The following is a 22,777-nucleotide window of genomic DNA, read 5'->3' on the forward strand; positions in this document are numbered from 1 at the left end:
AGGTGACGACGAACTCGTTGAATCAGCCACTTCCCGGAAATCCTTGTAGACCGAGGCATAGCGGATGTAGGCGATCTGGTCCAACTGGGCCAGGGTGTCCATCACCATGCTGCCAATCTGCTTTGAAGGGATTTCCGTCTCGCCGGACGATTCCAGCTGCCGGACGATGGAGTTCACCACCCGGTCGATCCGGTCGGCGTCCACCGGCCTCTTGCGCAACGCCACCCGCATCGACCGCAAGACCTTCTCGCGGTCGAAGGGTTCGCGCTGCCCGGTCGCCTTCACCACGGTCAGCTCGCGCAGCTGCACGCGCTCGAAGGTGGTGAACCGCGCGCCGCAGGAGGGGCAGAAGCGGCGGCGGCGGATGGCGGAGTTATCCTCGGTGGGCCGAGAATCCTTCACCTGGGTGTCGTCGTTACCACAAAACGGGCAGCGCATTAGTCCTGGTCCCCCTCCTAGAAAGGCCGTTCAACCGGCCTTGTTTCAGTAAATCGGGAAGCGGCGGCAGAGCGCCTGAACCTTCTCCCGTACCCGGGCCTCGGCGGCGGAATTGTCGCCGTTGGACTTGGCCAAGGCGTCCAGCACCTCGATGATCATCTCGCCGACCTGGCGGAATTCCTCAGTGCCGAAGCCGCGCGTGGTGGCGGCCGGGGTACCCAGGCGGACACCGGAGGTCACCATCGGCTTTTCCGGATCGAAGGGCACGCCGTTCTTGTTGCAGGTCATGCCGGCGTGTTCCAGGCTGACCTCGGCGTCGCGGCCGGTCAGCTTCTTGGGACGCAGGTCGACCAGCACGATGTGGCTGTCGGTGCCGCCGGACACGATGTCCAGGCCGCCCTTGATCAGCACGTCGGCCAGCACCTGGGCGTTGGCCTTCACCTGCGCGGCGTAGTCCTTGAACTCGGGCTTCAGCGCCTCGCCGAAGGCCACGGCCTTGGCGGAGATGACGTGCATCAGCGGGCCGCCCTGCAGGCCGGGGAACACGGCGGAGTTGATCTTCTTGCCCAGGTCCAGGTCGTTGGACAGGATCATGCCGCCGCGCGGACCGCGCAGGGTCTTATGCGTGGTGGTGGTGACGATGTGGGCGTGCGGGATGGGGCTGGGATAGACGCCGGCGGCGACCAGGCCCGCGTAATGGGCCATGTCCACCATCAGATAGGCGCCGATCTCATCCGCGATGGCGCGGAAGCGGGCGAAGTCGATCTCGCGCGGGTAGGCCGACGCGCCGGCGATGATCAGCTTGGGCTTGTGCTCGCGGGCCTTGGCCTCCATCGCGTCATAGTCGATGCGGTGGTCATCCGGGCGCACGCCATAGCTGACGACGTTGAACCACTTGCCGGACTGGTTGGCGGCGGAGCCGTGGGTCAGATGGCCGCCGTGGGTCAGGTCCATGCCCATGAAGGTGTCGCCCGGCTTCAGCAGGGCCATGAACACCGCCTGGTTGGCCTGGGCGCCGGAGTGCGGCTGCACGTTGGCGTAGGCACAGCCGAACAGTTGCTTGGCGCGGTCGATGGCCAACTGCTCAGCCACGTCGACATACTCGCAGCCGCCGTAGTACCGCTTGGAGGGATAGCCCTCGGCGTACTTGTTGGTGAGGACGGAGCCCTGGGCCTCCAGCACCGCGCGGGAGACGATGTTCTCCGACGCGATCAGCTCGATCTGATCCTGCTGGCGGTGCAACTCGTCACCGATGACGCGGGCCAGTTCGGGATCGGCCGCCGCGAGTGTGTCGCTGAAAAAGCCGGCGCTTTGAGTAAAAGCCATTCTGACAACCCTCTATGATGCGGATCCGCGTCGTCAGGACCCGCGCCGGGGCGCCGGTCCCGGGTGCGCCCTCAGCCCAGCATGGCAACGCGCCGGGCGTGACGTCCCCCTTCATACGGCGTGGACAGGAAAGCCAAGGTGCAATCGCGCGCCACCTCCGCCCCCACGATGCGGGCGCCCAGCACCAGGACGTTGGCGTCGTTGTGCTGGCGGCAGAGGCGGGCGGTGGTGATGTCGTGGCACAGGGCCGCGCGGACGTGGCGGTGCCGGTTGGCGGCGATGCTGATGCCGATACCGGTGCCGCAGATCAGCACGCCGGCCTCTGCCCGCCCGTCGGCCAGGGCAGCGGCCACGGCATCGGCGAAATTGGGGTAGTCAACGCTGGCGGGGCCATTGGTGCCGAGGTCCAGCACCGTGACGCCCTGCTCTTCCAGCAGCGTCTTCAGCGCGGCCTTCAGCTCAGTGCCGGCGTGATCGGAAGCGATGGCGAATGTCTTGGCGGTCATGAGGCCCACACCCGTTTTTCCAAATGAGCGACCTGGGGCATGCCCGCATGGCCGTCGGCGCCGCCCCGGCACGAGGGCGCCTATGGTGCGGCGCCACAAGAAGTGGGGGCTAAAAACCGTGTGGACACTACCAGATGCGCCCCCCTGGCACCAGTTCCGGGATCCGCTGGTGGCGCAGCCAGGATATGCCTGGCACGCCGATCTAGCGGTCCCCGCGCATCAGCGGCGGACGGCGCGCGTTACTTATCACAAATGCCAGCAATATAGCCACCTGAGACGGCAATAGCCCTCCAATGCAGCAACTCAACGGTGAAGCCCGCAATCCGTCTAAAATTGTCCACATGTGACGGACGTCACAATCAAGGGCATGGGCGCCAACTATCCCCTATGGAACAGAACACGACAAACACTTGAGGAAAGCTAGAAAGATCAAGGCTACGTCGATAGGACGATCCGATTTAACATTGACATGACATTATGACTGTGCGAGGGGTAGCCACACTTCGTTCCAATGTGTCAAGGCAGTTGAAATGATTGAACAACAGGACGGCGATCTGCGCGCGTCTCAACTTCTCCGGATGACGTCGGAAATCGTTTCTGCCTATGTTGGCAAAAATGCACTGCCGGCGCAGCAGATCCCAGAGATCATCAGCACCGTTTACAACTCCCTGGCCGGGCTTGACACGCCGCAGGTCGAGGCGCAGCCGGAACCGCAGCGCCCCGCCGTCGCGGTGCGCAAGTCCGTGACGCCCGAATACATCGTCTGCCTGGAAGACGGCAAGAAGCTGAAGATGCTGAAGCGGCATCTGCGCTCGACCTACAACATGACGCCGGATGAATACCGCGCCAAGTGGGGGCTGCCGCCGGATTATCCCATGGTCGCCCCGAACTACGCCGCCCAGCGGTCGGAGTTCGCGAAGAAGATCGGCCTGGGCAAGGCCCCGTCGGACCAGCCGCGCCGCCGCGCCTCCTGATCCGTCGGATTCGGCCCAGCCGCCAGGCTGGGCCGCCCATACGAAAACCGCCGCCCCAGCCGGGGACGGCGGTTTTTGTTTAGGAAAATATGGTCAGGCCAGAAAATGGTCAGGCCAGAATGCCCCGGGGCCGTTTCTTCTTGGCCAGCACATATTTCAGCTTGGCCACCACCACCCGACGCAGGTGTTCCCGGGGCAGGTTGGCCGGCCCCTGGATTGACACCTCGAGACCGGTATTGGCGTCGATGGCCGTCGCCTTCACGATTTGGCCGATCCGATGGTATTCGACATAGACTTCGTCGTTCCCGGCCATCCCCGGTTCCCAGTAATGATCTCTCGCGGCCGTCAGGCGGCTGAACTAGCGGGATAATTGGTGTAGTCCAGCGCCGAGGTCCAGAACCGCTCGAGCTTGCGCATCAGGTCGTTGGCCTTGTTCAGCTCATCCGCCGACAGGCCGGCGTCACCCAGGGCGCCCACCTGGCGCTCGAACAGGGTGTTGATCTTGTCCCGCAGGGATATGCCCTTTTCCGACAGGCGCACGCGCACGGAACGCCGGTCATGGGCCGACCGTTCCTGCGTCAGATAGCCATTCTCGTGCATCTTCTTAACATTGTAGGAGACGTTCGAGCCCAGGTAATAGCCACGGGCGGTCAGTTCGCCCACGGTCAGTTCATCCTCGCCAATGTTATAAAGGATCAGGCTTTGGACGTTGTTGATGTCCTGCACGCCCTGGCGGTCCAACTCCACCTTCAGCACTTCCAGAAAGTGCCGATGCAGCCTTTCGATCAACAGGATGCTGTCGTAGTAAGGTTGCTTCAAAGCCCTCTCCTTCAACTGAACCGTCGATATAGATGTGCTCGACGGGGCAAAACCCAATCCAAAGCCCGGGAAATACGATAAATCCCCTTGAACGCACAAGAGTCTAACCCATCACCCCAGGGTAATCGACCTGATAATGTAAGAAAAGCTCAGAATTCCCGCACCCTAATAAGCAACCTACCCCTAAAGGACAGGTCCCTGAACCGTTTATCAGGCGTATCTCTTCCGGAGGGATATCCCGACACGATTCCACCCCAGGGTCCTGCTTATGGCATATCTCAATCGTTGAAGTCGAGATCGCCGGACGGCACCGGCTGGAAGTGCCGTTCGATCTCAGACTCGGAGACGTCGGCCAAGGTGGCGGGCCGCCATTTCGGCTGGCGGTCCTTGTCCACGAGCTGGGCACGGATGCCTTCGTAGAAGTCGTGGCCGGCCATCACCGCCTGGGTCATGCGGTATTCCATGACCAGCACGTCCTCGATTTCCAGCGACACGCCCCGGCGCAGTTGGCTCAACGTCACCTTCAGGCTGGTGGGCGACATGGCGGACAGGGTCTTTACCGTGGCCGCCGCCCAGACGTCGTCGAAGCCCTGCGTTTCATCACACAGGCAGGACAGGATGTCCTCCACCGTCGTGGCGTTGAAGCTGCGGTCGATCGACGGCAGGTGGGCGGCCAGCGGCGCCTCCCCCGGGAAGGTCGCGTGGCGGGCCAGCACGGCGTCGACCGTGGCCTCGGGCTGCGCGCCATAGGGGGCGGCGGCCAGTTCCTCAACCAGCGCCGGCACCTGCGCGGAAGGCACGTTATGGGTGGCGATGCCGGCGTAGGCCGCGTCGGCGGCCCCCAGCCGGGCGCCGGTCAGCGCCAGATAGGTCCCCAGCTCTCCCGGCAGGCGCGACAGGAAATAGCCGCCCCCCACATCGGGGAACAGGCCGATGCCCGTCTCCGGCATGGCCAGCAGGGTCTTCTCCGTCGTCACCCGGTGGCTACCGTGAACCGACAGGCCAACGCCGCCGCCCATGGTGATGCCATCCAGCAGGGCGATATAAGGCTTGGGATAGCGCTTGATGCGGCGATTCAGGCGGTATTCCTCGCGGAAGAAATCGCGGGCGATGGCGCCGTCGCCTTCCCCCCGTTCCCGGGCCTTGCCGCTGTCCCACACGGCGCGCACGTCGCCGCCGGCGCAGAAGGCGCGGTCGCCCGCCCCCTGGATGACCACCGCCTTGATCGCCGGATCCCGGGCCCAAGTCGCCAACTGCGGGTCGATGGTGCGGATCATGTCCAGGGTCAGCGCGTTCAGCGCCTTGGGCCGGTTCAGCAGCACATGGCCGATGGCGCCCCGCACGGTGCAGATGACGTGGGGCTGTTCCACACCCGGCTCGGCAGTCTCGCTCATTCCCTCTTCCCCCAGGTCGGGCCCGCGACAGGGCCTTCGAATTTATGGATTACCGGTCGGTGGCGCGAATGCCCGGCCACCTCTGGCTGGAGCGGAGCATAAGGACGCGTACCGGGCAATACCAGCCCGGCGCGGACGTCGCGTGGGGGCAGGGCTGGTTTGAACGCAGCGGGCGGCGGCGGCGCCTGGCCGGCCTTGAGGGCCCGCCGGGTGGGGCGTAGCATTCGCGGCACCGGATCTTCCCACTTGTGCCCAAGGATTTGGAGCCTGCCATGGTCGACCATACCTCCCTGCCCCGCCGTTTCGGCGGCGATCCCCGCCAGCGTCCGCGCCGCAACCGCGTCGACGCCTGGACGCGCCGGCTGGTGGCGGAATCCCGGCTGTCGGTCGACGACCTGATTTGGCCGGTCTTCGTGGTGGAGGGGGAGAATTGCCGCGAGCCCGTGGCCTCCATGCCCGGTGTCGAACGTCTCAGCATCGACCTGCTGGTGCCGGCGGTGGCGGAGGCCCGCGACCTGGGCATCCCCTGCGTGGCCCTGTTCCCCTGCCTGGCGCCAGACCAGAAGGATCCCCTAGGCAGCGAGGCAACCAACCCCGACAACCTGATGTGCCGCGCGCTGCGCGCCATCAAGCGCGAGGTGCCGGACATCGGCACCCTGGGCGACGTGGCGCTGGACCCCTACACCAGCCATGGCCATGACGGCATCGTCACCGACGGCCGCATCCTGAATGACGAGACGGTGGCCGTTCTGGTGCAGCAATCGCTGGTCCAGGCCGCCGCCGGCTGTGACATCATCGCCCCTTCCGACATGATGGACGGCCGCGTCGGTGCCATTCGCGACGCCCTGGACGAGAGCGGCCACGAACTGCCCCGCATCTGCGCCTATGCCGCCAAATACGCCTCCGCCTTCTATGGCCCCTTCCGCGACGCGGTGAAGACCGGCGGCCTGCTGAAGGGCGACAAGCGCACCTACCAGATGGATTCGGCCAACACCAACGAGGCCCTGCGCGAGGTGCAACTGGATCTGGAGGAGGGTGCCGACATGGTCATGGTGAAGCCTGGCCTGCCCTATCTGGACATCGTCCACCGCGTGAAGGCGGAATTCGGCGTGCCCACCTTCGCCTATCAGGTCAGCGGTGAGTTCGCGATGATGAAGGCCGCCGCCCAGAACGGCTGGATGGATTATGAGAAGTCGCTGCTGGAGACGCTGCTGGCCTTCCGCCGCGCCGGCGCCGACGCCATCCTGACCTACGGCGCCATCGACGCCGCCCGGCTGCTGCGCGCCGGATACTGATCCGGAACCGGGGGACGGCGACAACGTCCCCCGCTCCCACGCGTCAATCCGGCACGCGTCATTCCGGGGTGTGGCAGACGGCCTCGATGTTATGGCCATCGGGGTCCAGCACGAAGGCCCCGTAGTAATTGGCATGATAGTGCGGACGCAGGCCCGGCGCGCCGTTGTCGCGGCCACCCGCCGCCAGGGCGGCGGCGTGGAACGCGTCCACCGTGGCGCGGTCCTTGGCGGCAAAGGCGACGTGCAGGGCGCCACCCTGCAGCCGCCGCCCCGTCCCGATCCAGAAATAGGGTTTGCCATCCTCGCCATAGCCGGCGTGGGTGCCGGCACCGCCGGTCATCTCCTCCGTCACCTCCATGACCAATGCGATGCCCAGGGGGGCCAGGGCCTTGTCATAGAACGCCCTGGATATCGCCATGTCGGCGACGGAATAACCAATGTGATCAAGCACGGGTATCCTCCCTACGGTTTATTATGGCCCCCCATCATGCCAGCGTTTCCAAAAAACGCACCAGGCATCGATCCAGCCAGGCGCCCCTTGAAGCGGCGCCGTCCCGTCCCCCGGGGCCCCGTGCCTCGTGAAACCCGACATGCCCACCCCGAGGCACGATCAGAGGACACAGCGCTGGATGGGCCGCCCAGTCGAAGGCGAGGTAGGGTTCCGGCGCGATCCAGGGATCGTCCAAAGCGTGGACCACCAGGGTGGGCCGGATGATGGCGGGCATGAACTGGCGGGCACTGTTGACGCGGTAGTACTCCTCCGCGTCGCGCCAGCCGTTGGCCGGCGCCACATAGCCATCGTCGAAGTCATAAATGGTGCGGGCCCGCCGCGCCGCGTCCAGCCAGCCGGACTCCGCGCTGCCCGGTTCCGCCACCTGCGCCAGTGTTTCCGCCTTCATCTGCCGCAGCAGCCACAGGTGGTAGGGCCGGTTGCGCCGCTTCAGGAAACGGTGGGAGGTGGCGGACAGGTCGATGGGCGCCGAGACCGCCACGGCGCCGCGCGCCACGGGTGGCAGCCCTGGCTCCCCCATCAGCTTCAGCACCATGTTGCCGGCCAGGGAGTAGCCCACCACGACGATGCCGGCCGCCACCCGTTCCGGATGATCCCGGGCCAGTTGGGCCAGCACGGCGCGGGCGTCGGCGGTGCGGCCGGCATGATAGCGCTGGCGTGTCCGGCCGACGAAGGGACCGGCCCCCCGCAGGTTCAGGCGCAGGGCGGCATGTCCCCGGGCCAGCACGGCCGCGGCGGCGGAACGGATGTAGGGGCTGTCCTCCGATCCCGCCAGGCCGTGGATCAGCACCACCAGGGGGCGGCCTGGGGCCGGCACCACCGGCGGGTGCAGCGTTCCGGCCAGGCTGTCGCCCGTGCCGTCTTCCATGGGAAAGACCAGCGCCTGGCCCGGCGGCAGGGTATGCCGGGGCCGGCGCAAGGTGTTGCGCAGTGTCTGGAGGTCCGGGCCCCACCACGGCGCCCGGGGCTGGAACGGCGGATAGCCCGGGGGCAAGGGCGGCGGGGCCACGGGTGTCGGCTTAACCCAGGAAGTCGCGCACGGCCGCCAGTTGCGCCGGGTCCATCAGCGCCGGGGCATGGCCGGCGTCCGCGACCTCGAACAGCGTGGCCTTCGGCCCCCGCTCCGTCATCGCCTGCGCGATCTCCGCCGTCAGCAGGTCGGACTGCAGGCCGCGGATGGCCAGGACGGGGCAGCGAATCTGGGACCACACCGGCCACAGGTCCACGTCGGTGATGGGCTGGGTCTGGAAGGCGCGCGCGATGCCGGTATCGTAGGCCAGGCCGAGCGTACCATCGGGCCGCGTCCAATAGCCATGCTCGGCCAGGTGCCGCCACTGCGCGTCCGTCAGGCTGCCGAAGGGGGCGTAGACCAAGCTGAGATAGCGCTGCACCTCCTCCACCGAATGGAACACCGGGTTGGTGCCGACATAGGTGCCGATACGCTCCAGCGCCGCCTTGGGCACCAGGGGACCGACATCGTTCACCACCAGGCGGGTGATCGGCGTGTCTGCATGGGCCGCCAGGATCATGCCGATCAGCCCGCCCATGGAGGTGCCGACCCAGTCGAGGGTCGCCACGTCGAGACGGGCGATCAGGGCGGCCATATCGGCCAGATACTGCGGATAGCCGTAGAGGTCGGGGTTCGCCAGCGTACCGCTCTTGCCCCGGCCCACCACGTCGGGACAGACCACCCGGGCCCCCAGGCTGTCGGCCAAGTCCGCCGCGAGCACGTCGAAATCGCGGCCGTTGCGGGTCAGGCCATGGCAACAGACGATGGTGCGGCCGGGCGCGTGCCCTTCCGGAATCCATTGAGTGTAGGCCAGGCGGTGGAAGCCCAGGGCGGAGAGACCCCGAAGGGTATGTTCGGTCATGGTCGCCATGGTTAAAGCGATACCATGGGGCCCGGCCCTGGGAAAGCCCACCCTTGCGGAAAGCCCACCCTTGGCCAACCCGCGCGCCGCGACCATATGCGCCCCCGGTCCATTTGGGCGCGGTCCATTTAGGATCTGTCGCGCCGCCCCCGCCCCCGGTTACACTGCGGGTGAGGAAAGGCCTGACGTCAGCGTGAGGGGGATACCGGCTTGGCCAGCGCGGGGGGCGACGAAAAGGCGCCCATCATCATCAAGAAGATCAACAAGGGCGGCGAGGGGCACCACGGCGGCGCCTGGAAGGTGGCCTATGCCGACTTCGTGACCGCCATGATGGCCTTCTTCCTGCTGCTGTGGCTGCTCAGCGTGACCACGGCGGAGCAGAAGCTGGGCCTGGCCGACTATTTCAGCCCGGCCACGCCGTCCAAGCAGGAAAGCGGTGCCGGCGGCGTGCTGGGCGGCAAGACCATCACGGTCAATGGCGCCGCCATGAACAACAGCTCCCCCACCTCGGTGGCGGTGCCCCTGCCCTCCCGCCCCCAGGCCGCCAACGCCAAGGAATCGGTTGAGGACGCGGAGGATGCCGCGGCCGGCAAGCCTGACGGCAAGGACGACAAGTACGCCGGCACCACCGACAATACCGGCGGGCGCAGTGACGGTAGCAAGTCGGGCGACGGCCGGCTGGACATGGACCAGAACGGCGACGGCAAGGTGGACGAGCAGGAGTTGAAGCAGGCCCTGGCCCAGCATGAGGAACAGCAGTTCAAGGAGATCGAGAAGGAGGTTCGCCAGGCCATCCAGCAGGTCCCCGAACTGAAGGACCTGCAGCAGAACGTCATCATGCAGCGCACACCGGAGGGGGAGCGGCTGAACCTTGTGGACCAGGACGGCTATTCCATGTTCCCATCAGGCAGCGCCAAGATGAACGCGCAAACGGCCCAACTGCTGTCCTTGGTGGCGCAGGCGGTGGCCAAGTTGCCCAACAAGGTGTCCATCACCGGCCATACCGACAACCTGCCTTTCGCCAACAGCGCCGGCAACTATGGCAACTGGGAGCTGTCGTCCGACCGTGCCAACGCCACGCGCCGCGCCCTAGCCGCCGCCGGCGTGGCGGAAGACAGGATCGCGTCCGTCGTCGGTCTTGCCGACCGCGACCCGCTATTCCCCGACGATCCCAAGTCGCCGCGCAACCGGCGGATCAGCATCACCGTGCTGCGTGAGCATCCGCTGTCGGACGTGGGCAAGCCCCCGGCGGCCGGTGCTCCCACTGGTTCCGCCACGGGCACCACGCCCGCCGGAACCCGGGTGACGCCTGATGGCAAGCCGGTGCCCCCGCCCCCACCCTCCGTCACCTCGCGGCCAGGCGGGCCGCATTGAGGGCTGCTTACCCCGAAAGGGGGCTCGTATCCCGAAAGGGAATGCCTATGGAATGCTTCTACATCTCCCGGTAAAGTTCATCGGGCCACACGATCGGGTATGGTTCTGGAATAGCCCCCCTGTGTTGCCTTGGCTCTGACCCTGTCAAGAAAGGCGCGGATGTCCGTCATCCCCCCCCATTCCCGGCCGTTGCAACAGTTCTACCGCTCCGGCCCCATGCCCTGCCCCTACCTGCCGGGGCGCATGGAGCGCAAGCTGTTCACGCGCCTGGTGGGGCAGCAGGCCAGCGGGGTGAATTCGGCGCTGTCCCGCGCGGGCTTCCGCCGCAGCCATGACATCGTCTACCGGCCTGTCTGTTCCGGCTGCACCGCCTGCGTGCCGGTGCGCATCCCCGTGGCCAGCTTCACGCCCAACAAGACCATGCGGCGGATCATGCGGGCCAACGCCGACCTGACGGTGGGCATGCTGCCGGCCACGGCCACGGCGGAACAGTTCCAGGTGTTCGCGTCGTACCAGGCCGCCCGCCACAGCGACAGCGACATGAGCCGTATGGGCATGACCGACTACGCCGCGATGATCGAGGAGGGGCAGGTGGACACCCGCCTGTACACCCTGCGCGATCCGGCCGGCACGCTGATGGGGGCCATCCTGACCGACCGGCTGGATGATGGATTCTCCGCCGTCTACAGCTTCTACAATCCCGACATGCCGGAGCGCAGCCTGGGCACCCACCTGATCCTGACCTTGGTGGAACAGGCACGGCGCGAGGGGCTTCCCCATGTCTATCTCGGCTACTGGATCGAAGGCAGCCGCAAGATGGACTATAAACGCCGCTTCCAGCCGCTGGAGGCCCTGGGCCGCGACGGCTGGCTGCCGCTGCCCCCCATCGTCTGATCCCGGCCGCCGGCCTGCCAAAATTCTTTGCATAATGCAAGACGCCCCTTTCATTACGCAAGGGCGCCAGCCGGTGCCCCGAGTCGGTGGGCCTTTACCTCCCAGCGATTAACGGCATGTTTATTGCTGTGATGCGCGATGCATCAGTGCGGCGCCCGTGCTGACGCCATCCAATGTGACTGGTCCCGTGTGACTGATAAGGATTGCCTGGTTCCGATGCGTGCGTTCCGCGGCCTTGCCCGCCCCGCGTTCCTGGCCTTGGTTCTGGCGTTGCCGGCGGTGAAGCCGGCGATGGCGCTGAACATCGCCGTCAAGGGGGTGGTGGAGTCCAACTGTTTCGTGTCGCTGTCCACCGACGACAGCAGCCTGCCGACCGATGGCGGCAACATCATGCTGGGCGCCCTGGGTGAGCACTGCAACGAATCCTCGGGCTATACCGTCGTGCTATCGTCAACCAATGGCGGCGCCCTTGTGGACGCCAGCGGCAACAAAATTCCCTACACCATCTCCTACGACCAGGTGGACGGGCGGCCCTTGAGCGAGCCGCAGGTCATCAATCGCCTGGACCCGCAGACGGAACTGCGCACCGGCGCCCTCCTGCTGAGCCTGCCCCGGCAACTGGTCCGGCAAGGCGGCTTCTTCAGCGACACCCTCACCATCACCGTCCGCGCCAGATAATTCCCGTCCCCGGGCGCCGGCGCTCTCGGACGCGCGCGCCCCCCCTGTGCGTGGTGCCCCATGCAGGCGGTTGTACCGCCTCTTTCCTTCGCAGCGATTCCATCGCTTGGGGGTTGTGTCCGCACCCGCTTTGCCGCACAGTGACGGCAAAATGGTACCGTTAACATAAAAATGTTAACGCTAACGGGAGGGACATCCATGCGGGCCGTCTGGTTTGCCGCCGCCTTGGCTATTCAGCCATGGTTCATCCAATCCTGCCTCGCCGCCACGCCACCGGCCATCGCCAGTTCACCAGGACTGGCCGTCAGCCCGAACGAAACACTGGAGATGCAGGGCCTGAGCGTCATCGTCGACCAGATGCATTTCCATCCGGTGTTCCGCGATGAAAAGAACGCCGGCATCCAGATCGTGCTGCATGGGGAGCGCATCGCCACTGACGGCGCGGTACGGCTGAACCCCACGCCGGAGCAGTGGGATCCGGTACCCACCTTCGTGAAGCGTGAGCGCGGCCCCGGGCCCGACCAGTTGACGGTGTACAGCACCTTCCCCGAACAGGGCTTCAGCTATCGTCTGGTCATCACGCCGGAGGGAACGGGCTTCCGCGTGGCGGTGAACATGGACCAGCCGCTGCCGGCGGAGTATGTCGGCAAGGCCGCCTTCAGCCTGGACTTCCTGCCCACCAGCTATTTCGGCAAGACCTACGCGCTTGGAAACGGCAACGGGGGTGACTCGACGGGTCTGTTCCCGCGCAATCCCGCCGGGCCCATGGCCAAGGACGGCTCGGGCGATCCGCTGCCGCTGGCCTCGGGTGGCTCCTCCATCGTGCTGTCGCCAGAGGATCCGCTGACACGCGTGGCCATCACTTCCGACACGTCGCCCCTGGCGTTGTATGACGCGCGCAACCGGGCGCAGAATGGCTGGTTCGTCGTGCGCGCCTTGATCCCGGCGGGCAAGACCACGGACGCCATCGTCTGGCATGTCCACCCCAACGTCATCAGGAACTGGGTGCGCGATCCCGTCGTCGCCTTCAACCAGGCGGGCTACACGCCAGACCGCGCCAAGGTCGCGACGGTCGAGCTGGACCCGCACATGAAGGCGCCCAAGGACATCCAGCTGGTGCGCATCGGCGCCGACGGCAGGCAGGCCGTGGCGCTGAAGGGTACCATCAAGCCCTGGGGCAAGTGGCTGCGCTATGACTACGCCACCTTCGACTTCTCCTCGGTGCGGACGCCCGGCATCTACGCCATCTCCTACGCCGGGCACCTGTTCAACCCCTTCCGCATCGCCTCCGACGCCTACGCCCACATCTGGCAGCCCTCGCTGGATACCTACCTGGCGGAGCAGATGGACCACATGGCGGTGCGGGAGCAGTACCGCGCCTGGCAGGGCCTGTCCCATATGGATGACGCCCGCCAGGCCGCCCCCAACATTCACCATTTCGACGGCTACAAGATGGGGCCGCACCTCGACTCGCCCTTCAAGCCAGGGGAGCACATTCCCGGCCTGAACGTGGGCGGCTGGCAGGATGCCGGCGACTATGACATCCAGACCTCCGACAACGCCTGGGTGGTGCGGGACCTGGTGCGGGCGCGGGAACTGTTCGGCATGGACTGGGACGAGGACACCATCGACGAGGCCGCGCGCCAGGTGGAGATCCGCAAGCCCGACGGCATCCCCGACGTGCTGCAGCAGATCCGCCACGGCACCCTGCAGCTGCTGGCCCAATACAAGGTCTTCGGTCACGCCATCGTCGGCATCATCGAGCCGACCCTGAAGGAGTACACCCACCTGGGCGACGCCGGTTCACAGACCGACCGCCTGATCTACGACCCCAAGCTGGGCCCCAACGAGTCCAACGGCACCTATTCCGGCGTGCCCGACGACCGCTGGGCCTTCACCTCCGACGTTCCGGCGGACGACTACCATGTGGCCGGCGCCCTGGCCGCCGCCTCCCGCGTGCTGGGGGAGATCGATCCCGACCTGGCCGCCCAGGCGCTGGCCGCCGCCAAGGTGCTGTGGGCCAACCAGCAGGACCCCAGCGACCGCATGGACCGGCCGGAGCGGGGCGACTGGAACCCCGCCGATCTCCTGGACATGGCCGCCTTCTCCGCCACCGTGGATCTGGTGATCACCACCAAGGGCGCCGATCCGCTGTACACCAACAAGCTCAAGTCCCTGCTGCCCACCATCAAGCAGCGCTTCGCCTTCCTGGGCGGCATGGCGACGCTGGCCCTGCCCTACATGGACGCCGACTACCGCGCCCAGCTGACCCAGGCGGTGACCGAAGCCAAGGCTACCATCGATGCCGAGGCCGCCAAGACGCCCTTCGGCGTGCCCGTGGCCATGGGCACCTGGGCCGGTTCGGGCCAGGTGGCCGGATTCGGCACCAACATGTACCTGCTGCACAAGGCCTTCCCCGGCATCATCGGCACCCAGTACACCCAGGACGCGCTGGACTATGTGCTGGGCCGCCACCCGGCGACCAACCTGTCCCTGGTTTCCACCGTGGGCACGGAATCCAAGATGATCGCCTACACCCACAACCGCGCGGACTATGCCACCGTGCCGGGCGCGATGGTGCCGGGCGTGCTGGTCATCAAGCCGGACTTCCCGGAGCAGAAGGTGGCATGGCCCTTCCTGTGGTTCGAGAACGAATCCACCGTGGCCACCACCACCTCCTACATCCTGGCGGCCAACGCCGGCATTGCGGTGACCAGTGGGAAGTGATGCCAGCGGCACCAGATATAGACCTGGTGCCGCTGTAGCCCGCGACTGCGGGCGCCGGAGATTTGCGGGGAGCGAAGCGGACCGGAAATCGAGGACAAGCCAAGCGGCCGGATGGCCGCGCCTGGCGACTGAGGGGCATTTGGGCGGTCACGATCAAATGCCGTTGGTATGAGACGGGGGGCGACCCGGCGGGCCGCCCCTTCCCCTTCACAACTGCCAGTTCACCGTCAGGCCGTAGGTCCGGGGCGGATTGTAGGCGCCGAAGTCGGCGCCCAGGAAAGTGCCCTGATAGGTGCGGGTCACCTCATCCGTCAGGTTCTTACCCCAGAGGGAGACCGACCATTTCCCCGTCTCGTCGGTGAAGACGATTCGGCCGTCCAGGAAGTTGGTCGGGTCCCGCTGTTCCGGCCCATCGTTCGACGCGTCGTCGAAGATGCGGCTTTCATAGCGGTAGTCGACGGCGAAGCGCAGGACGCCGCCGGCCAGCGGCACGTCATAGGATGGCGAGACGACCACCTTGTGCCGGGGCGTGCGCGTGATGCGGTTGCCGGAATAGTCCACCCCCGGCTCCGGCTCATACTTGTCGAAGCGGGCGTCGGTGTAGCCGTAGCTGGCTACCAGGTGGGCGCCGGTGAACACCCGCCAGCTGAGATAGGTCTCATAGCCCTTGATGGTAGCCTCGCCGGCGTTGTCGGTCACGATGGACAGGTCGGGCAAGGTGCGGCGGGTCTGAAGGTCGGTATACTTCATCAGGTAGAAGGTGTTGTTCCAGATGAGGGAACCGCCCAGGAAGGTGCTTTTCTGCCCCACCTCGTACTGTGTGGCGAATTCGGGTTTGAAGCCGGCCACGGCCTCCGCCGCGGTGGCCGGCGTGTCCTGGAAGCCGCCGCTCTTGAAGCCGCGCGACACCATGGCGTACAGCAGGTCGTCGCCCGTCAGGTGGTACTGCACCCCGCCCCGATAGGTCGTCGCGGCATAGGCGCCGGAAACCTTGACGTCGAAGCGCTGGGTGCCCCGGATGATGGCGCCGCCGGCGGTGTTGGAGACGTGATAGTCCTTTTCATCGCGGGAATAGCGTACGCCGCCGATCAGCGAGATCTCATCGGTGACGGGTACCGTGACATCGCCGTACCCGGCGTAACTGGCCAGGGACGCGGCCTGGGTGTAGATCTCCGTCCGCCGGCGCGGCCCCATGTCAAGGTTCAGGATATCCAGCCGGTCGGTGTCGGCGTTGTAGTTGAAGAAGCCCGCCACCCACTGCATCCGGCTTTCCGGCAGCGCCGACAGCCGCAACTCGTTGCTGGAAAAGGTGCTGGCCTCGTCATTGCCGCCGGAAATGCCCAGGGCGTTGGTGGTGGGGTTGCCGCCGTCGAAATCGTAGGCCGCGTGGTAATCCAGGTCGCGGTAGGACCCCAGGTAGGTCAGCGTGGCGAAGGGCAGATCCCAATCGGCCTGGTAACGCAGGCCCCAGGTGTCGCGGTTCTGGTACCCGTCGGTCGATCCCGCGGTGTGGTTCCGGTCACGGTCCACCTTCCAGTAGGCGGACAGCGGGTCCGTCGTGTCCAGGTCCAGCACATGCTGTGCTGGTCCATTGCCCCGGTCGCGGGTGCCGTCGACGCTGAGCGACAGCCGCAGATTCTCGCTGGGTTCGGCATAGACCTGGAAGCGGCCGCTGCGGGTGTCCTGGTCCTCCACCCGGTCGCCGGTGTAGGTGTTCTTGACGTAGCCGTCGTGGGTGCGCCAGGCGGCGCTGGCCCGCACCGCCAGCTTGCCGTCGACCACCGGCGCGTTGACGAAGCCGGCGCCCTCCAGCCGGTCATAATTGCCGACCGTCGCTTCCAAGGCGGCATCCACCACGTCCAGTTTGGGCCGGTTGGTGACGACGTTGATGGCGCCGCCCACCACGTTGCGGCCGAACAGCGTGCCTTGGGGGCCTTTCAGCACCTCGATCCGGGCGACGTCGAAGGCATCGAACGCCACGGCGGCCGGGCGGCCCAGGTAAATCTCATCCAGGAACACGGCCGAGCTGGGGTCGCCGGCGGCGCCCCGGTCCGATGAACCGATGCCGCGCACGGAAATGCGCGGCTGTGACGCCGGGAAGGCGTCGAAACTGAGGCCCGGCGTGCGACTGGCGACGTCGTCGATCTGACGGATGCGCGCCTCCTCGATCTCTTCCGCGCTGAACGCGGTCACCGTCACCGGCACGTCCTGAAGCTTTTCCGCGCGGCGCTGCGCCGTGACGACGATCTCATCCAGGCTGGCCGGCTCCGTGCCAGGGGCCTGGGCCTGCTGCGCCAAGGCGGGCCCGGCCGCCAGCAGGGCGATCACCGCCGCCCCACCCATCCACAGGCCCAAGGCGCGCTGCTTGCGCTCCACCATCTCCATGTCTCCTCCCAGACTCTTTTATTCGCCGGTTGGAATCCGGCGGTGACAGAGCCTAGGCAGATTGGATGCCATGGGTCAATGTTTTGGATGCAATTCTATTTTAGTTTGGATGTTATTCTTGACCAAGCGGCCTCCTCCCCCCAGGATGCCCCTCAACGAGGGAGGACAAGGGCGTGCAAACGCCGCTTGGTGGCGAGGATATGGTCGGACAGATTCCGCTGCGCTTCGGTGCCATCGCCCCGCTGGATGACGGTCAGCAGCGCTTCATGCTCCGCCTGCGACTCCATGATGTGGTCCGGCGGGATGGCCGGGATCTGACGGGCCCGCGCCGGCACGCAGGCCGCGACCGTGGGGCACAGCCGCGCCACGTCGCCGAACACCGGATAGATCAGGGTCATGCGCATGGCGTTGCGCAGGACGGCGTTGTGCGCCGACGCGACGATGGTGCGGTGGAACTGCCAGTTCAACTGGTACCACTGGTGTTCGATCGCTTCCGACCATTCCCCCCGGTCGACGATGGCGCGGCCCTGGCCGACCATGTCGCTCAGCCGGTCCAGAACCGCCGGCTCCCATCCCCGGTCCACGGAGGTCCGCAGCGCCATGCCTTCCAGGGAGGCGCGGACCTCGATGCTGTCGAAGACGTCGCCGATGGTCACCGGGCGCACGGTATAGCCCCGGTTGACGCTGTAGTTGACCAGCCCTTCGGCGGACAGCACGGCCAGCGCGCTGCGGATCGGGGTGCGCGACACATCCAACTGCGCCGCCAGTCCTTCCGCGCGCAGCCGCGTCTCGGGCGGGATCTCTCCCGTCACGATCATTTCGCGCAACCGCGTCAGCACGGTGTGGGTCGCCGGTTCCGTGTGTTGGGGTTCCGCCAGGGCCGCGTCCTGTTCCACCGCGTCCGCGACTGCCAAGTCCGTCATCGTTTCCAAGCCTCCTCGACGCCCGTGCGACACGGGCGACCATCCCCTTTTCCTTAGACCAGTCGCCCGGCGGCCACGCAACCCCCGCCGCGACGTTCCGGAGAGACATCACGGTGATCCAAGCCTTCCTCACCCCGGCCTTCCTAGGCACGGCGATGGTGGTCACGTTCATGACGCTGATCATGACCCGGCGCATGTCGGCCATCGCGGCCCTGCTGGCGGTGCCCATCGTCTTCGGCCTGATCGCCGGTGCCGGCCCCAACCTGGGCAAGATGATCCTGGCCGGCGCGAACCAGGTGGCGCCCACCGCCCTGCTGCTGGCCTTCGCCGTCCTCTACTTCGCCATCATGATGGACGCCGGCCTGTTCGACCCGTTGGTGAAGTGCGTGCTGAAGGCGGTGGGTGACGACCCGGTACGCATCGCCATCGGCACCGCCGTCCTGACCATGACCGTGTCGCTGGACGGCGACGGCACCACCACCGCCCTGATCGTCATCACCGCCTTCCTGCCCGTCTATCGCCGGGTGGGCATGAACCCGCTGGTGCTGGCCACGCTGCTGGGCCTGGGCAACGCGCTGATGAACTACATCCCCTGGGGTGGGCCGACGGCGCGGGCCGCCAGCGCCGTGGGGGCGGAACTGGGGCTGGTGTTCAATCCGCTGGTGCCGCCCATGCTGGCCGGTCTCGCCGCCGTGTTCGCGCTAGCCTGGTTTTTGGGCCGCGGCGAACGCCGGCGCCTGGCCGGGGAAGCGCGCCCGGCCGCCGACGGCACGACGGCGTCCAACGCCCCGGCGGACGACCCATCGGTGCGGCGGCCCAGGCTGTTCCTGGTCAACCTGGCATTGACCCTGGGCCTGGTGGTGGGCATGGCGGTGAAGCTGGCGCCGTTGCCGGTGATGATGATGGGCGCCTTCGCCATCGCCGTCACCATCAACTACCCGCGTCTCAAGGACCAGAAGGCCCGCCTGGCGGCCCATGCTGACAATGTCGTCAACGTCGTGGTGCTGATCTTCGCGGCCGGAGCCTTCACCGGTATCCTGAACGGCACGGGCATGGCCGATGCCATGGCCGGCGCCGCGCTGGCCCACCTGCCGGCCGGCATGGGGCCGCACCTGGCGCCGCTGACCGCCCTGGCCAGCCTGCCGCTGACCTTCGTTATGTCCAACGACGCCTATTATTTCGGGGTGGTGCCGGTGGTGGCCCGCGCCGCCGCCGAATTCGGCATCCCGGCCGACGCCATCGCCCGCGCAGCGCTGATCGGCCAGCCCGTCCATGCCCTAAGCCCGCTGCTGGCGCCCATCTACCTCGCCTGCGGCCTGCTGGGCGTGGACGTGGCCGATGCCCAGCGCTTCGCCCTGAAATGGGCGCTGACGGTCAGCGGGGTGGTCCTGGCGGCGGCGCTGGCCACGGGCGCCATCCCGCTGACCGCCGGTTGAGGTTATGCCACCCGCCCGTCGGCGACGCAGCAGCCGGGTGGGGGATCGCCCCCGTCCAGCACGGCCACCACCGAGGCGGCGGCGATGCGGTTGGTGCGCTCGAACCCCTCGCGGGTGGAGGCGCCGGCGTGCGGCGTGGCCACCACGGCGGGGTGGGCCAGCAGGCCCTGGGTCACCGACCAGTAGGCGGGGTCGCTTTCGCTGATAAAGACGTCCAGCCCGGCGCCGCCCAGGTGGCCGGCGCGCAGGGCCGCCAGCAGGTGGGCGTCTTCCACCAATCCGCCCCGGGCGGTGTTGATCAGGATGGCGCCCCGCTTCATGGAGGCCAAGGCGGCGGCGTCGATCAGGAAGCGGGTTTCAGGCGTCAGCGGCGCATGGAGGGAGACATAGTCGCTGGCCACCAGCAGGTCCGGCAGGCCGACGTATTCCACACCGGTATCGCGGGCATAGGCCTCATCTGGATTGGGCGTGTGGACCAGAACGCGGACGTCGAATCCGGACAGGCGGCGGACCACGCTTTTGCCGATGCGGCCCAGGCCCACCAGCCCCACCGTTTTCCGGTACAGTTCCCCGCCTGTCAGGATGGTCCAGTCGCCCTTGACCATGTTGTCTTGCGATTCGCGGAAGCGACGGCCAACGGCGATCATCAGGCCCACGGCATGGTCGGCGACGGAGGCGTCGTTGCCGCCGGCGGCGATGGCCACCACCCGGCCCAGGTCGCGCGCGGCCTGCACGTCTACCCGCTCATACCCCACGCCCCGTCGGGCGATGATACGCAAGTCCGGCAGGGACTGCAGCAAAGGCCGGGTTACCCGGGCGTGGCCGACGATCCAGCCGCACGCGCCGGCCAGCAGGCGGCACAGCTGGTCCTGGTCCAGGTCGCCATCGCCTTTGCCGGGCGGCAGGGCGGCGACCTCCACCGCGCAGCCGCGGTCGCGCAGCAGGGCCAGCGCGGCGTCATCGAAGGATCGGACGGTCACGACCACCTTGGGACCGGATGATGGCATGGGAATTCTTCCTTCAGGATGTGGACTTGGAAACAGGGCGGAGCGCCGCCCATCCCAAGCACCCTAAAGGCCGCACCATATTTTGCATCCAAAATCTTGACGTTTTGCATCCATGTCCTCTAGGGTTTCTGCACGGGGCCCACGAGGGAGGGGCCCGCCTTCCACTTAATGGATGAAGAACAATGCTGGATGGTCCGATCAAAATCCTGGTGCCCACCGGGTCGCTGGGCGCCGGCGCCCGGGAGGATGAGGTGCGCCACGGCATCGTGGCCGGCGCCCATGCCATCGCCACCGACGCCGGATCCACCGACAGCGGCGCCGCCTACCTGGCGCTGGGCATCTCCAAGAACAACCGCGGCTCGGTCAAACGCGACCTCACCATCCTGATGAAGGCGGCGGCGGCGGCGAAGATCCCCCTGATCGTCGGCACCAGCGGCCAGGCGGGCGGTGACCTGAACCTGGACTGGACGCGCGACATCGCGGTGGAGGTGGCGGCGGAGCTGGGCATCCAGCCCAAGATCGCCCTGCTGTACTGCGAACAGGACAAGGCCCTGCTGAAGGCCCGCAACGCCGCCGGCAAGATCCGCCCCCTGCCCCCGCTGGGCCCGCTGGAGGACGCCAGCATCGACGCCTGTGACCACATCGTCGCCGTCATGGGGCCGGAACCCTACATCGCCGCCTTGCGGGCCGGCGCCGACATCATCCTGGGCGGCCGCACCACCGACACCGCCGTGCTGGCCAGCTTCGCCCTGATGAAGGGCGCGCACGCCGGGGCCGCCTGGCACGCCGCCAAGGTGGCGGAGTGCGGCGCCCAGTGCACGGTCCAGCCCTCCGGCTCCGCCGGCGTGCTGATCAGCATCGGCGATGACGGCTTCCAGGTGGAGCCGCTGAACCCCAAGAACCGCTGCGATCCGCACAGCGTCTCCGCCCATATGCTGTATGAGAACGCCAATCCCTTCGTGCTGACGGAACCGGGCGGCGTGCTGGACGTCACCGACGCGCGCTATCTGCCGGTGGACGACCGGGTGGTGCGGGTCAGCGGGTCGGTGTGGACGCCCAAGCCCTACACCATGAAGCTGGAGGGGGCCGGTGGCGGCCGCTATCAGACCATCATGCTGATCGGCATCCAGGACCCGGACGTGCTCAGCCGCGTGGATGAGTTCCACGACCGCATGCTGGCGGCGCTGTATGAGCGCACGCGCAAGACCATGGGCCTGCGTGATACGAGTTCCACATCTCGCTGCGCCTATATGGCTGGAACGCCGTGTCGGGCGACCGCCCGCCGCCCGGCACCACACCGCCCCGGGAAATCGGCGTTCTGTTCGTGGCCACGGCCGACAGCCAGGAGAGGGCGTCGCAGATCGCCAAGGCCTGCAACCCCTACTTCTTCCACTTCCCCATCGTCCTGGACAAGGAACTGCCCAGCTACGGCTTCGCCTTTTCCCCGGCCGACATTGATCGCGGCCCCGTCTACGAGTTCAAGCTGAACCACGTGATCGAGGTCGACGACCCCATGGAATTGATCCGGACGGTATGGATGGACCTCAGCCAGGGAGACGCGGCATGACCACCATGTTGAAGGATGTCTGCCGCCACATCCGCTCGAAGAACGCCGGTCCCTATTGGGTGACGTTCGACCTGTTCTTCGACGGGCCGGAGAACTTCGCCAAATATCATGACCACCCGGCCCTGGGCCCGGACCTGTTCCACCGCCTGTTCGGCGCCGATCCGGCCCTGGTTCAGCGCTTCCCGGTACCGGGGTTGGAGATGATCAAAATCTCCTATGCCCGCACCAGCGCCCAAGGCGGTGTGGTCGAGCGCGACATGCACTGCGGCCAGCAGTTCGTGCGCCTGCTGGACGTGGCGTTGGATTGACGGTGCCGTTCCTGAAATGAAAACGCCGGCTCCATCGGGCCGGCGTTTTCGTTTTCTTAAAACCGGTTATTCCGGGGGAAGCCGTTGGGCGGCAGCTTGCCCTGGGTGCCGCGCGCGCCACGCCAGGGCGACAGGTCGGTTTCCACCCGGGTGCGGTCGCCGGCCCCGCCCATCTTCCAAGACAGGCCCTTGGCCCCCTCGAACACGCAGATGTCGGACAAGCTGGCGTCCTTGTACTTCTGCAGGGCCACGCCCTTGCCGCGCACCATGACGGGCAGTTCCTCCAGGGCGAAGACAAGCAGCTTGCGGTTGTTGCCGATGACGGCGATGGTGTCGCCCTCCAC

General features: G+C 66.8%; 21 protein-coding genes and 1 pseudogene. 9 read left to right on the plus strand and 13 right to left on the minus strand.

Annotated elements, in window-relative coordinates; all coding sequences use genetic code 11:
• The 3 genes from nrdR to rpiB all read right to left on the minus strand — a co-directional run.
• The coding region (nrdR, locus tag I55_RS12180) for a transcriptional regulator NrdR (protein WP_044560848.1) at positions 1-438 on the minus strand (438 nt) is incomplete at its 3' end.
• 45 nt (positions 439-483) lie between these two features.
• The gene (gene glyA, locus I55_RS12185) at positions 484-1,764 is read right to left on the minus strand and encodes a serine hydroxymethyltransferase (protein WP_044560849.1); all 1,281 of its coding nucleotides are present in this window, start codon (positions 1,762-1,764) and stop codon (positions 484-486) included.
• Positions 1,765-1,835: 71 nt separating this feature from the next.
• Positions 1,836-2,270 carry a ribose 5-phosphate isomerase B gene (gene rpiB, locus I55_RS12190; RefSeq protein WP_044560850.1) on the minus strand — a complete coding sequence of 145 codons (435 nt, stop codon included), beginning with the start codon at positions 2,268-2,270 and terminating at the stop codon, positions 1,836-1,838.
• A 530-nt stretch (positions 2,271-2,800) separates the two neighbouring features.
• Here rpiB and I55_RS12195 point away from each other — a divergent pair.
• The gene (locus I55_RS12195; protein ID WP_044560851.1) at positions 2,801-3,244 is read left to right on the plus strand and encodes a MucR family transcriptional regulator; all 444 of its coding nucleotides are present in this window, start codon (positions 2,801-2,803) and stop codon (positions 3,242-3,244) included.
• 109 nt (positions 3,245-3,353) lie between these two features.
• Here I55_RS12195 and I55_RS12200 read toward each other — a convergent pair whose 3' ends face one another.
• The 3 genes from I55_RS12200 to I55_RS12210 form a co-directional block, all read right to left on the minus strand.
• Entirely contained in the window at positions 3,354-3,557 is a 204-nt protein-coding gene (locus I55_RS12200) for a DUF6898 family protein (RefSeq protein WP_044560852.1), read from the minus strand.
• A 32-nt stretch (positions 3,558-3,589) separates the two neighbouring features.
• Positions 3,590-4,063 carry a MarR family winged helix-turn-helix transcriptional regulator gene (locus I55_RS12205; protein WP_044560853.1) on the minus strand — a complete coding sequence of 158 codons (474 nt, stop codon included), beginning with the start codon at positions 4,061-4,063 and terminating at the stop codon, positions 3,590-3,592.
• 278 nt (positions 4,064-4,341) lie between these two features.
• The gene (locus I55_RS12210) at positions 4,342-5,457 is read right to left on the minus strand and encodes an enoyl-CoA hydratase/isomerase family protein (protein ID WP_044560854.1); all 1,116 of its coding nucleotides are present in this window, start codon (positions 5,455-5,457) and stop codon (positions 4,342-4,344) included.
• Between the two features lie 272 nt (positions 5,458-5,729).
• Between I55_RS12210 and hemB the strand changes: the two genes are divergently transcribed.
• On the plus strand, positions 5,730-6,752 hold the full coding sequence (hemB, locus tag I55_RS12215) for a porphobilinogen synthase (RefSeq protein ID WP_044560855.1): 1,023 nt from the start codon (positions 5,730-5,732) through the stop codon (positions 6,750-6,752).
• A gap of 58 nt (positions 6,753-6,810) precedes the next feature.
• On the opposite strand, the gene I55_RS12220 is transcribed toward hemB, so the two are convergent.
• Genes I55_RS12220 through I55_RS12230 form a run of 3 tightly spaced genes read right to left on the minus strand, consistent with a single transcriptional unit; the run spans position 6,811 to position 9,143 of the window.
• Positions 6,811-7,203, minus strand: a complete 393-nt coding sequence (locus I55_RS12220) for a VOC family protein (protein ID WP_044560856.1) — start codon at positions 7,201-7,203, stop codon at positions 6,811-6,813.
• Between the two features lie 34 nt (positions 7,204-7,237).
• The gene (locus tag I55_RS12225; protein WP_044560857.1) at positions 7,238-8,272 is read right to left on the minus strand and encodes a YheT family hydrolase; all 1,035 of its coding nucleotides are present in this window, start codon (positions 8,270-8,272) and stop codon (positions 7,238-7,240) included.
• A 10-nt stretch (positions 8,273-8,282) separates the two neighbouring features.
• Positions 8,283-9,143, minus strand: a complete 861-nt coding sequence (locus I55_RS12230; protein ID WP_083901052.1) for an alpha/beta fold hydrolase — start codon at positions 9,141-9,143, stop codon at positions 8,283-8,285.
• Between the two features lie 201 nt (positions 9,144-9,344).
• Here I55_RS12230 and I55_RS12235 point away from each other — a divergent pair, with 201 nt between their 5' ends.
• The 4 genes from I55_RS12235 (at position 9,345) to I55_RS12250 (ending at position 14,807) form a co-directional block, all read left to right on the plus strand.
• On the plus strand, positions 9,345-10,508 hold the full coding sequence (locus I55_RS12235) for a flagellar motor protein MotB (protein ID WP_044560858.1): 1,164 nt from the start codon (positions 9,345-9,347) through the stop codon (positions 10,506-10,508).
• A gap of 159 nt (positions 10,509-10,667) precedes the next feature.
• Positions 10,668-11,402 carry an arginyltransferase gene (locus tag I55_RS12240; RefSeq protein ID WP_044560859.1) on the plus strand — a complete coding sequence of 245 codons (735 nt, stop codon included), beginning with the start codon at positions 10,668-10,670 and terminating at the stop codon, positions 11,400-11,402.
• A 216-nt stretch (positions 11,403-11,618) separates the two neighbouring features.
• Positions 11,619-12,080 (plus strand): hypothetical protein, encoded by a 462-nt coding sequence (locus I55_RS12245; protein ID WP_044560860.1) that lies wholly within the window; start codon positions 11,619-11,621, stop codon positions 12,078-12,080.
• Positions 12,081-12,278: 198 nt separating this feature from the next.
• Positions 12,279-14,807, plus strand: coding sequence for a glycoside hydrolase family 9 protein (locus tag I55_RS12250; protein ID WP_044560861.1), 2,529 nt, complete (start codon positions 12,279-12,281; stop codon positions 14,805-14,807).
• 207 nt (positions 14,808-15,014) lie between these two features.
• Here I55_RS12250 and I55_RS12255 read toward each other — a convergent pair whose 3' ends face one another.
• Positions 15,015-17,186 (minus strand): TonB-dependent receptor, encoded by a 2,172-nt coding sequence (locus I55_RS12255; RefSeq protein ID WP_199902569.1) that lies wholly within the window; start codon positions 17,184-17,186, stop codon positions 15,015-15,017.
• Between the two features lie 158 nt (positions 17,187-17,344).
• The gene (locus I55_RS12260; protein ID WP_044560862.1) at positions 17,345-18,115 is read right to left on the minus strand and encodes a GntR family transcriptional regulator; all 771 of its coding nucleotides are present in this window, start codon (positions 18,113-18,115) and stop codon (positions 17,345-17,347) included.
• 113 nt (positions 18,116-18,228) lie between these two features.
• Here I55_RS12260 and I55_RS12265 point away from each other — a divergent pair, with 113 nt between their 5' ends.
• Complete coding sequence (locus tag I55_RS12265) at positions 18,229-19,551, plus strand: CitMHS family transporter (protein ID WP_083901053.1); 1,323 nt, start codon at positions 18,229-18,231, stop codon at positions 19,549-19,551.
• A gap of 2 nt (positions 19,552-19,553) precedes the next feature.
• Here the strand turns inward: I55_RS12265 and I55_RS12270 are convergent, their stop codons facing one another.
• Entirely contained in the window at positions 19,554-20,558 is a 1,005-nt protein-coding gene (locus I55_RS12270) for a phosphoglycerate dehydrogenase (RefSeq protein ID WP_044560863.1), read from the minus strand.
• A gap of 182 nt (positions 20,559-20,740) precedes the next feature.
• On the opposite strand from I55_RS12270, the gene I55_RS12275 reads away from it, so the two are divergent.
• Positions 20,741-22,045, plus strand: coding sequence for an acyclic terpene utilization AtuA family protein (locus tag I55_RS12275; RefSeq protein ID WP_199902570.1), 1,305 nt, complete (start codon positions 20,741-20,743; stop codon positions 22,043-22,045).
• Positions 22,046-22,121: 76 nt separating this feature from the next.
• On the plus strand, positions 22,122-22,433 hold the full coding sequence (locus tag I55_RS12280) for a DUF4387 domain-containing protein (RefSeq protein WP_044560864.1): 312 nt from the start codon (positions 22,122-22,124) through the stop codon (positions 22,431-22,433).
• Between the two features lie 56 nt (positions 22,434-22,489).
• Here the strand turns inward: I55_RS12280 and I55_RS12285 are convergent.
• Positions 22,490-22,777 (minus strand): annotated as a pseudogene (locus tag I55_RS12285) (DNA topoisomerase IV subunit A); the annotation flags it as partial.

The sequence above is a fragment of the Azospirillum sp. B4 genome (assembly GCF_000333275.1).
GTDB lineage: Bacteria > Pseudomonadota > Alphaproteobacteria > Azospirillales > Azospirillaceae > Nitrospirillum.

What these genes read in the sequence shown, in the direction of transcription:
- I55_RS12270 (WP_044560863.1), bottom strand. Translation starts at nt 20,558, where the DNA reads ATGCCATCATCCGGTCCCAAGGTGGTCGTGACCGTCCGATCCTTCGAT.
- I55_RS12210 (WP_044560854.1), bottom strand. Translation starts at nt 5,457, where the DNA reads ATGAGCGAGACTGCCGAGCCGGGTGTGGAACAGCCCCACGTCATCTGC.
- I55_RS12245 (WP_044560860.1), top strand. Translation starts at nt 11,619, where the DNA reads ATGCGTGCGTTCCGCGGCCTTGCCCGCCCCGCGTTCCTGGCCTTGGTT.
- I55_RS12260 (WP_044560862.1), bottom strand. Translation starts at nt 18,115, where the DNA reads ATGACGGACTTGGCAGTCGCGGACGCGGTGGAACAGGACGCGGCCCTG.
- hemB (WP_044560855.1), top strand. Translation starts at nt 5,730, where the DNA reads ATGGTCGACCATACCTCCCTGCCCCGCCGTTTCGGCGGCGATCCCCGC.
- I55_RS12200 (WP_044560852.1), bottom strand. Translation starts at nt 3,557, where the DNA reads ATGGCCGGGAACGACGAAGTCTATGTCGAATACCATCGGATCGGCCAA.
- I55_RS12250 (WP_044560861.1), top strand. Translation starts at nt 12,279, where the DNA reads ATGCGGGCCGTCTGGTTTGCCGCCGCCTTGGCTATTCAGCCATGGTTC.
- I55_RS12230 (WP_083901052.1), bottom strand. Translation starts at nt 9,143, where the DNA reads ATGGCGACCATGACCGAACATACCCTTCGGGGTCTCTCCGCCCTGGGC.
- I55_RS12255 (WP_199902569.1), bottom strand. Translation starts at nt 17,186, where the DNA reads ATGGTGGAGCGCAAGCAGCGCGCCTTGGGCCTGTGGATGGGTGGGGCG.
- I55_RS12280 (WP_044560864.1), top strand. Translation starts at nt 22,122, where the DNA reads ATGACCACCATGTTGAAGGATGTCTGCCGCCACATCCGCTCGAAGAAC.
- rpiB (WP_044560850.1), bottom strand. Translation starts at nt 2,270, where the DNA reads ATGACCGCCAAGACATTCGCCATCGCTTCCGATCACGCCGGCACTGAG.
- glyA (WP_044560849.1), bottom strand. Translation starts at nt 1,764, where the DNA reads ATGGCTTTTACTCAAAGCGCCGGCTTTTTCAGCGACACACTCGCGGCG.
- I55_RS12195 (WP_044560851.1), top strand. Translation starts at nt 2,801, where the DNA reads ATGATTGAACAACAGGACGGCGATCTGCGCGCGTCTCAACTTCTCCGG.
- I55_RS12240 (WP_044560859.1), top strand. Translation starts at nt 10,668, where the DNA reads ATGTCCGTCATCCCCCCCCATTCCCGGCCGTTGCAACAGTTCTACCGC.
- I55_RS12275 (WP_199902570.1), top strand. Translation starts at nt 20,741, where the DNA reads ATGCTGGATGGTCCGATCAAAATCCTGGTGCCCACCGGGTCGCTGGGC.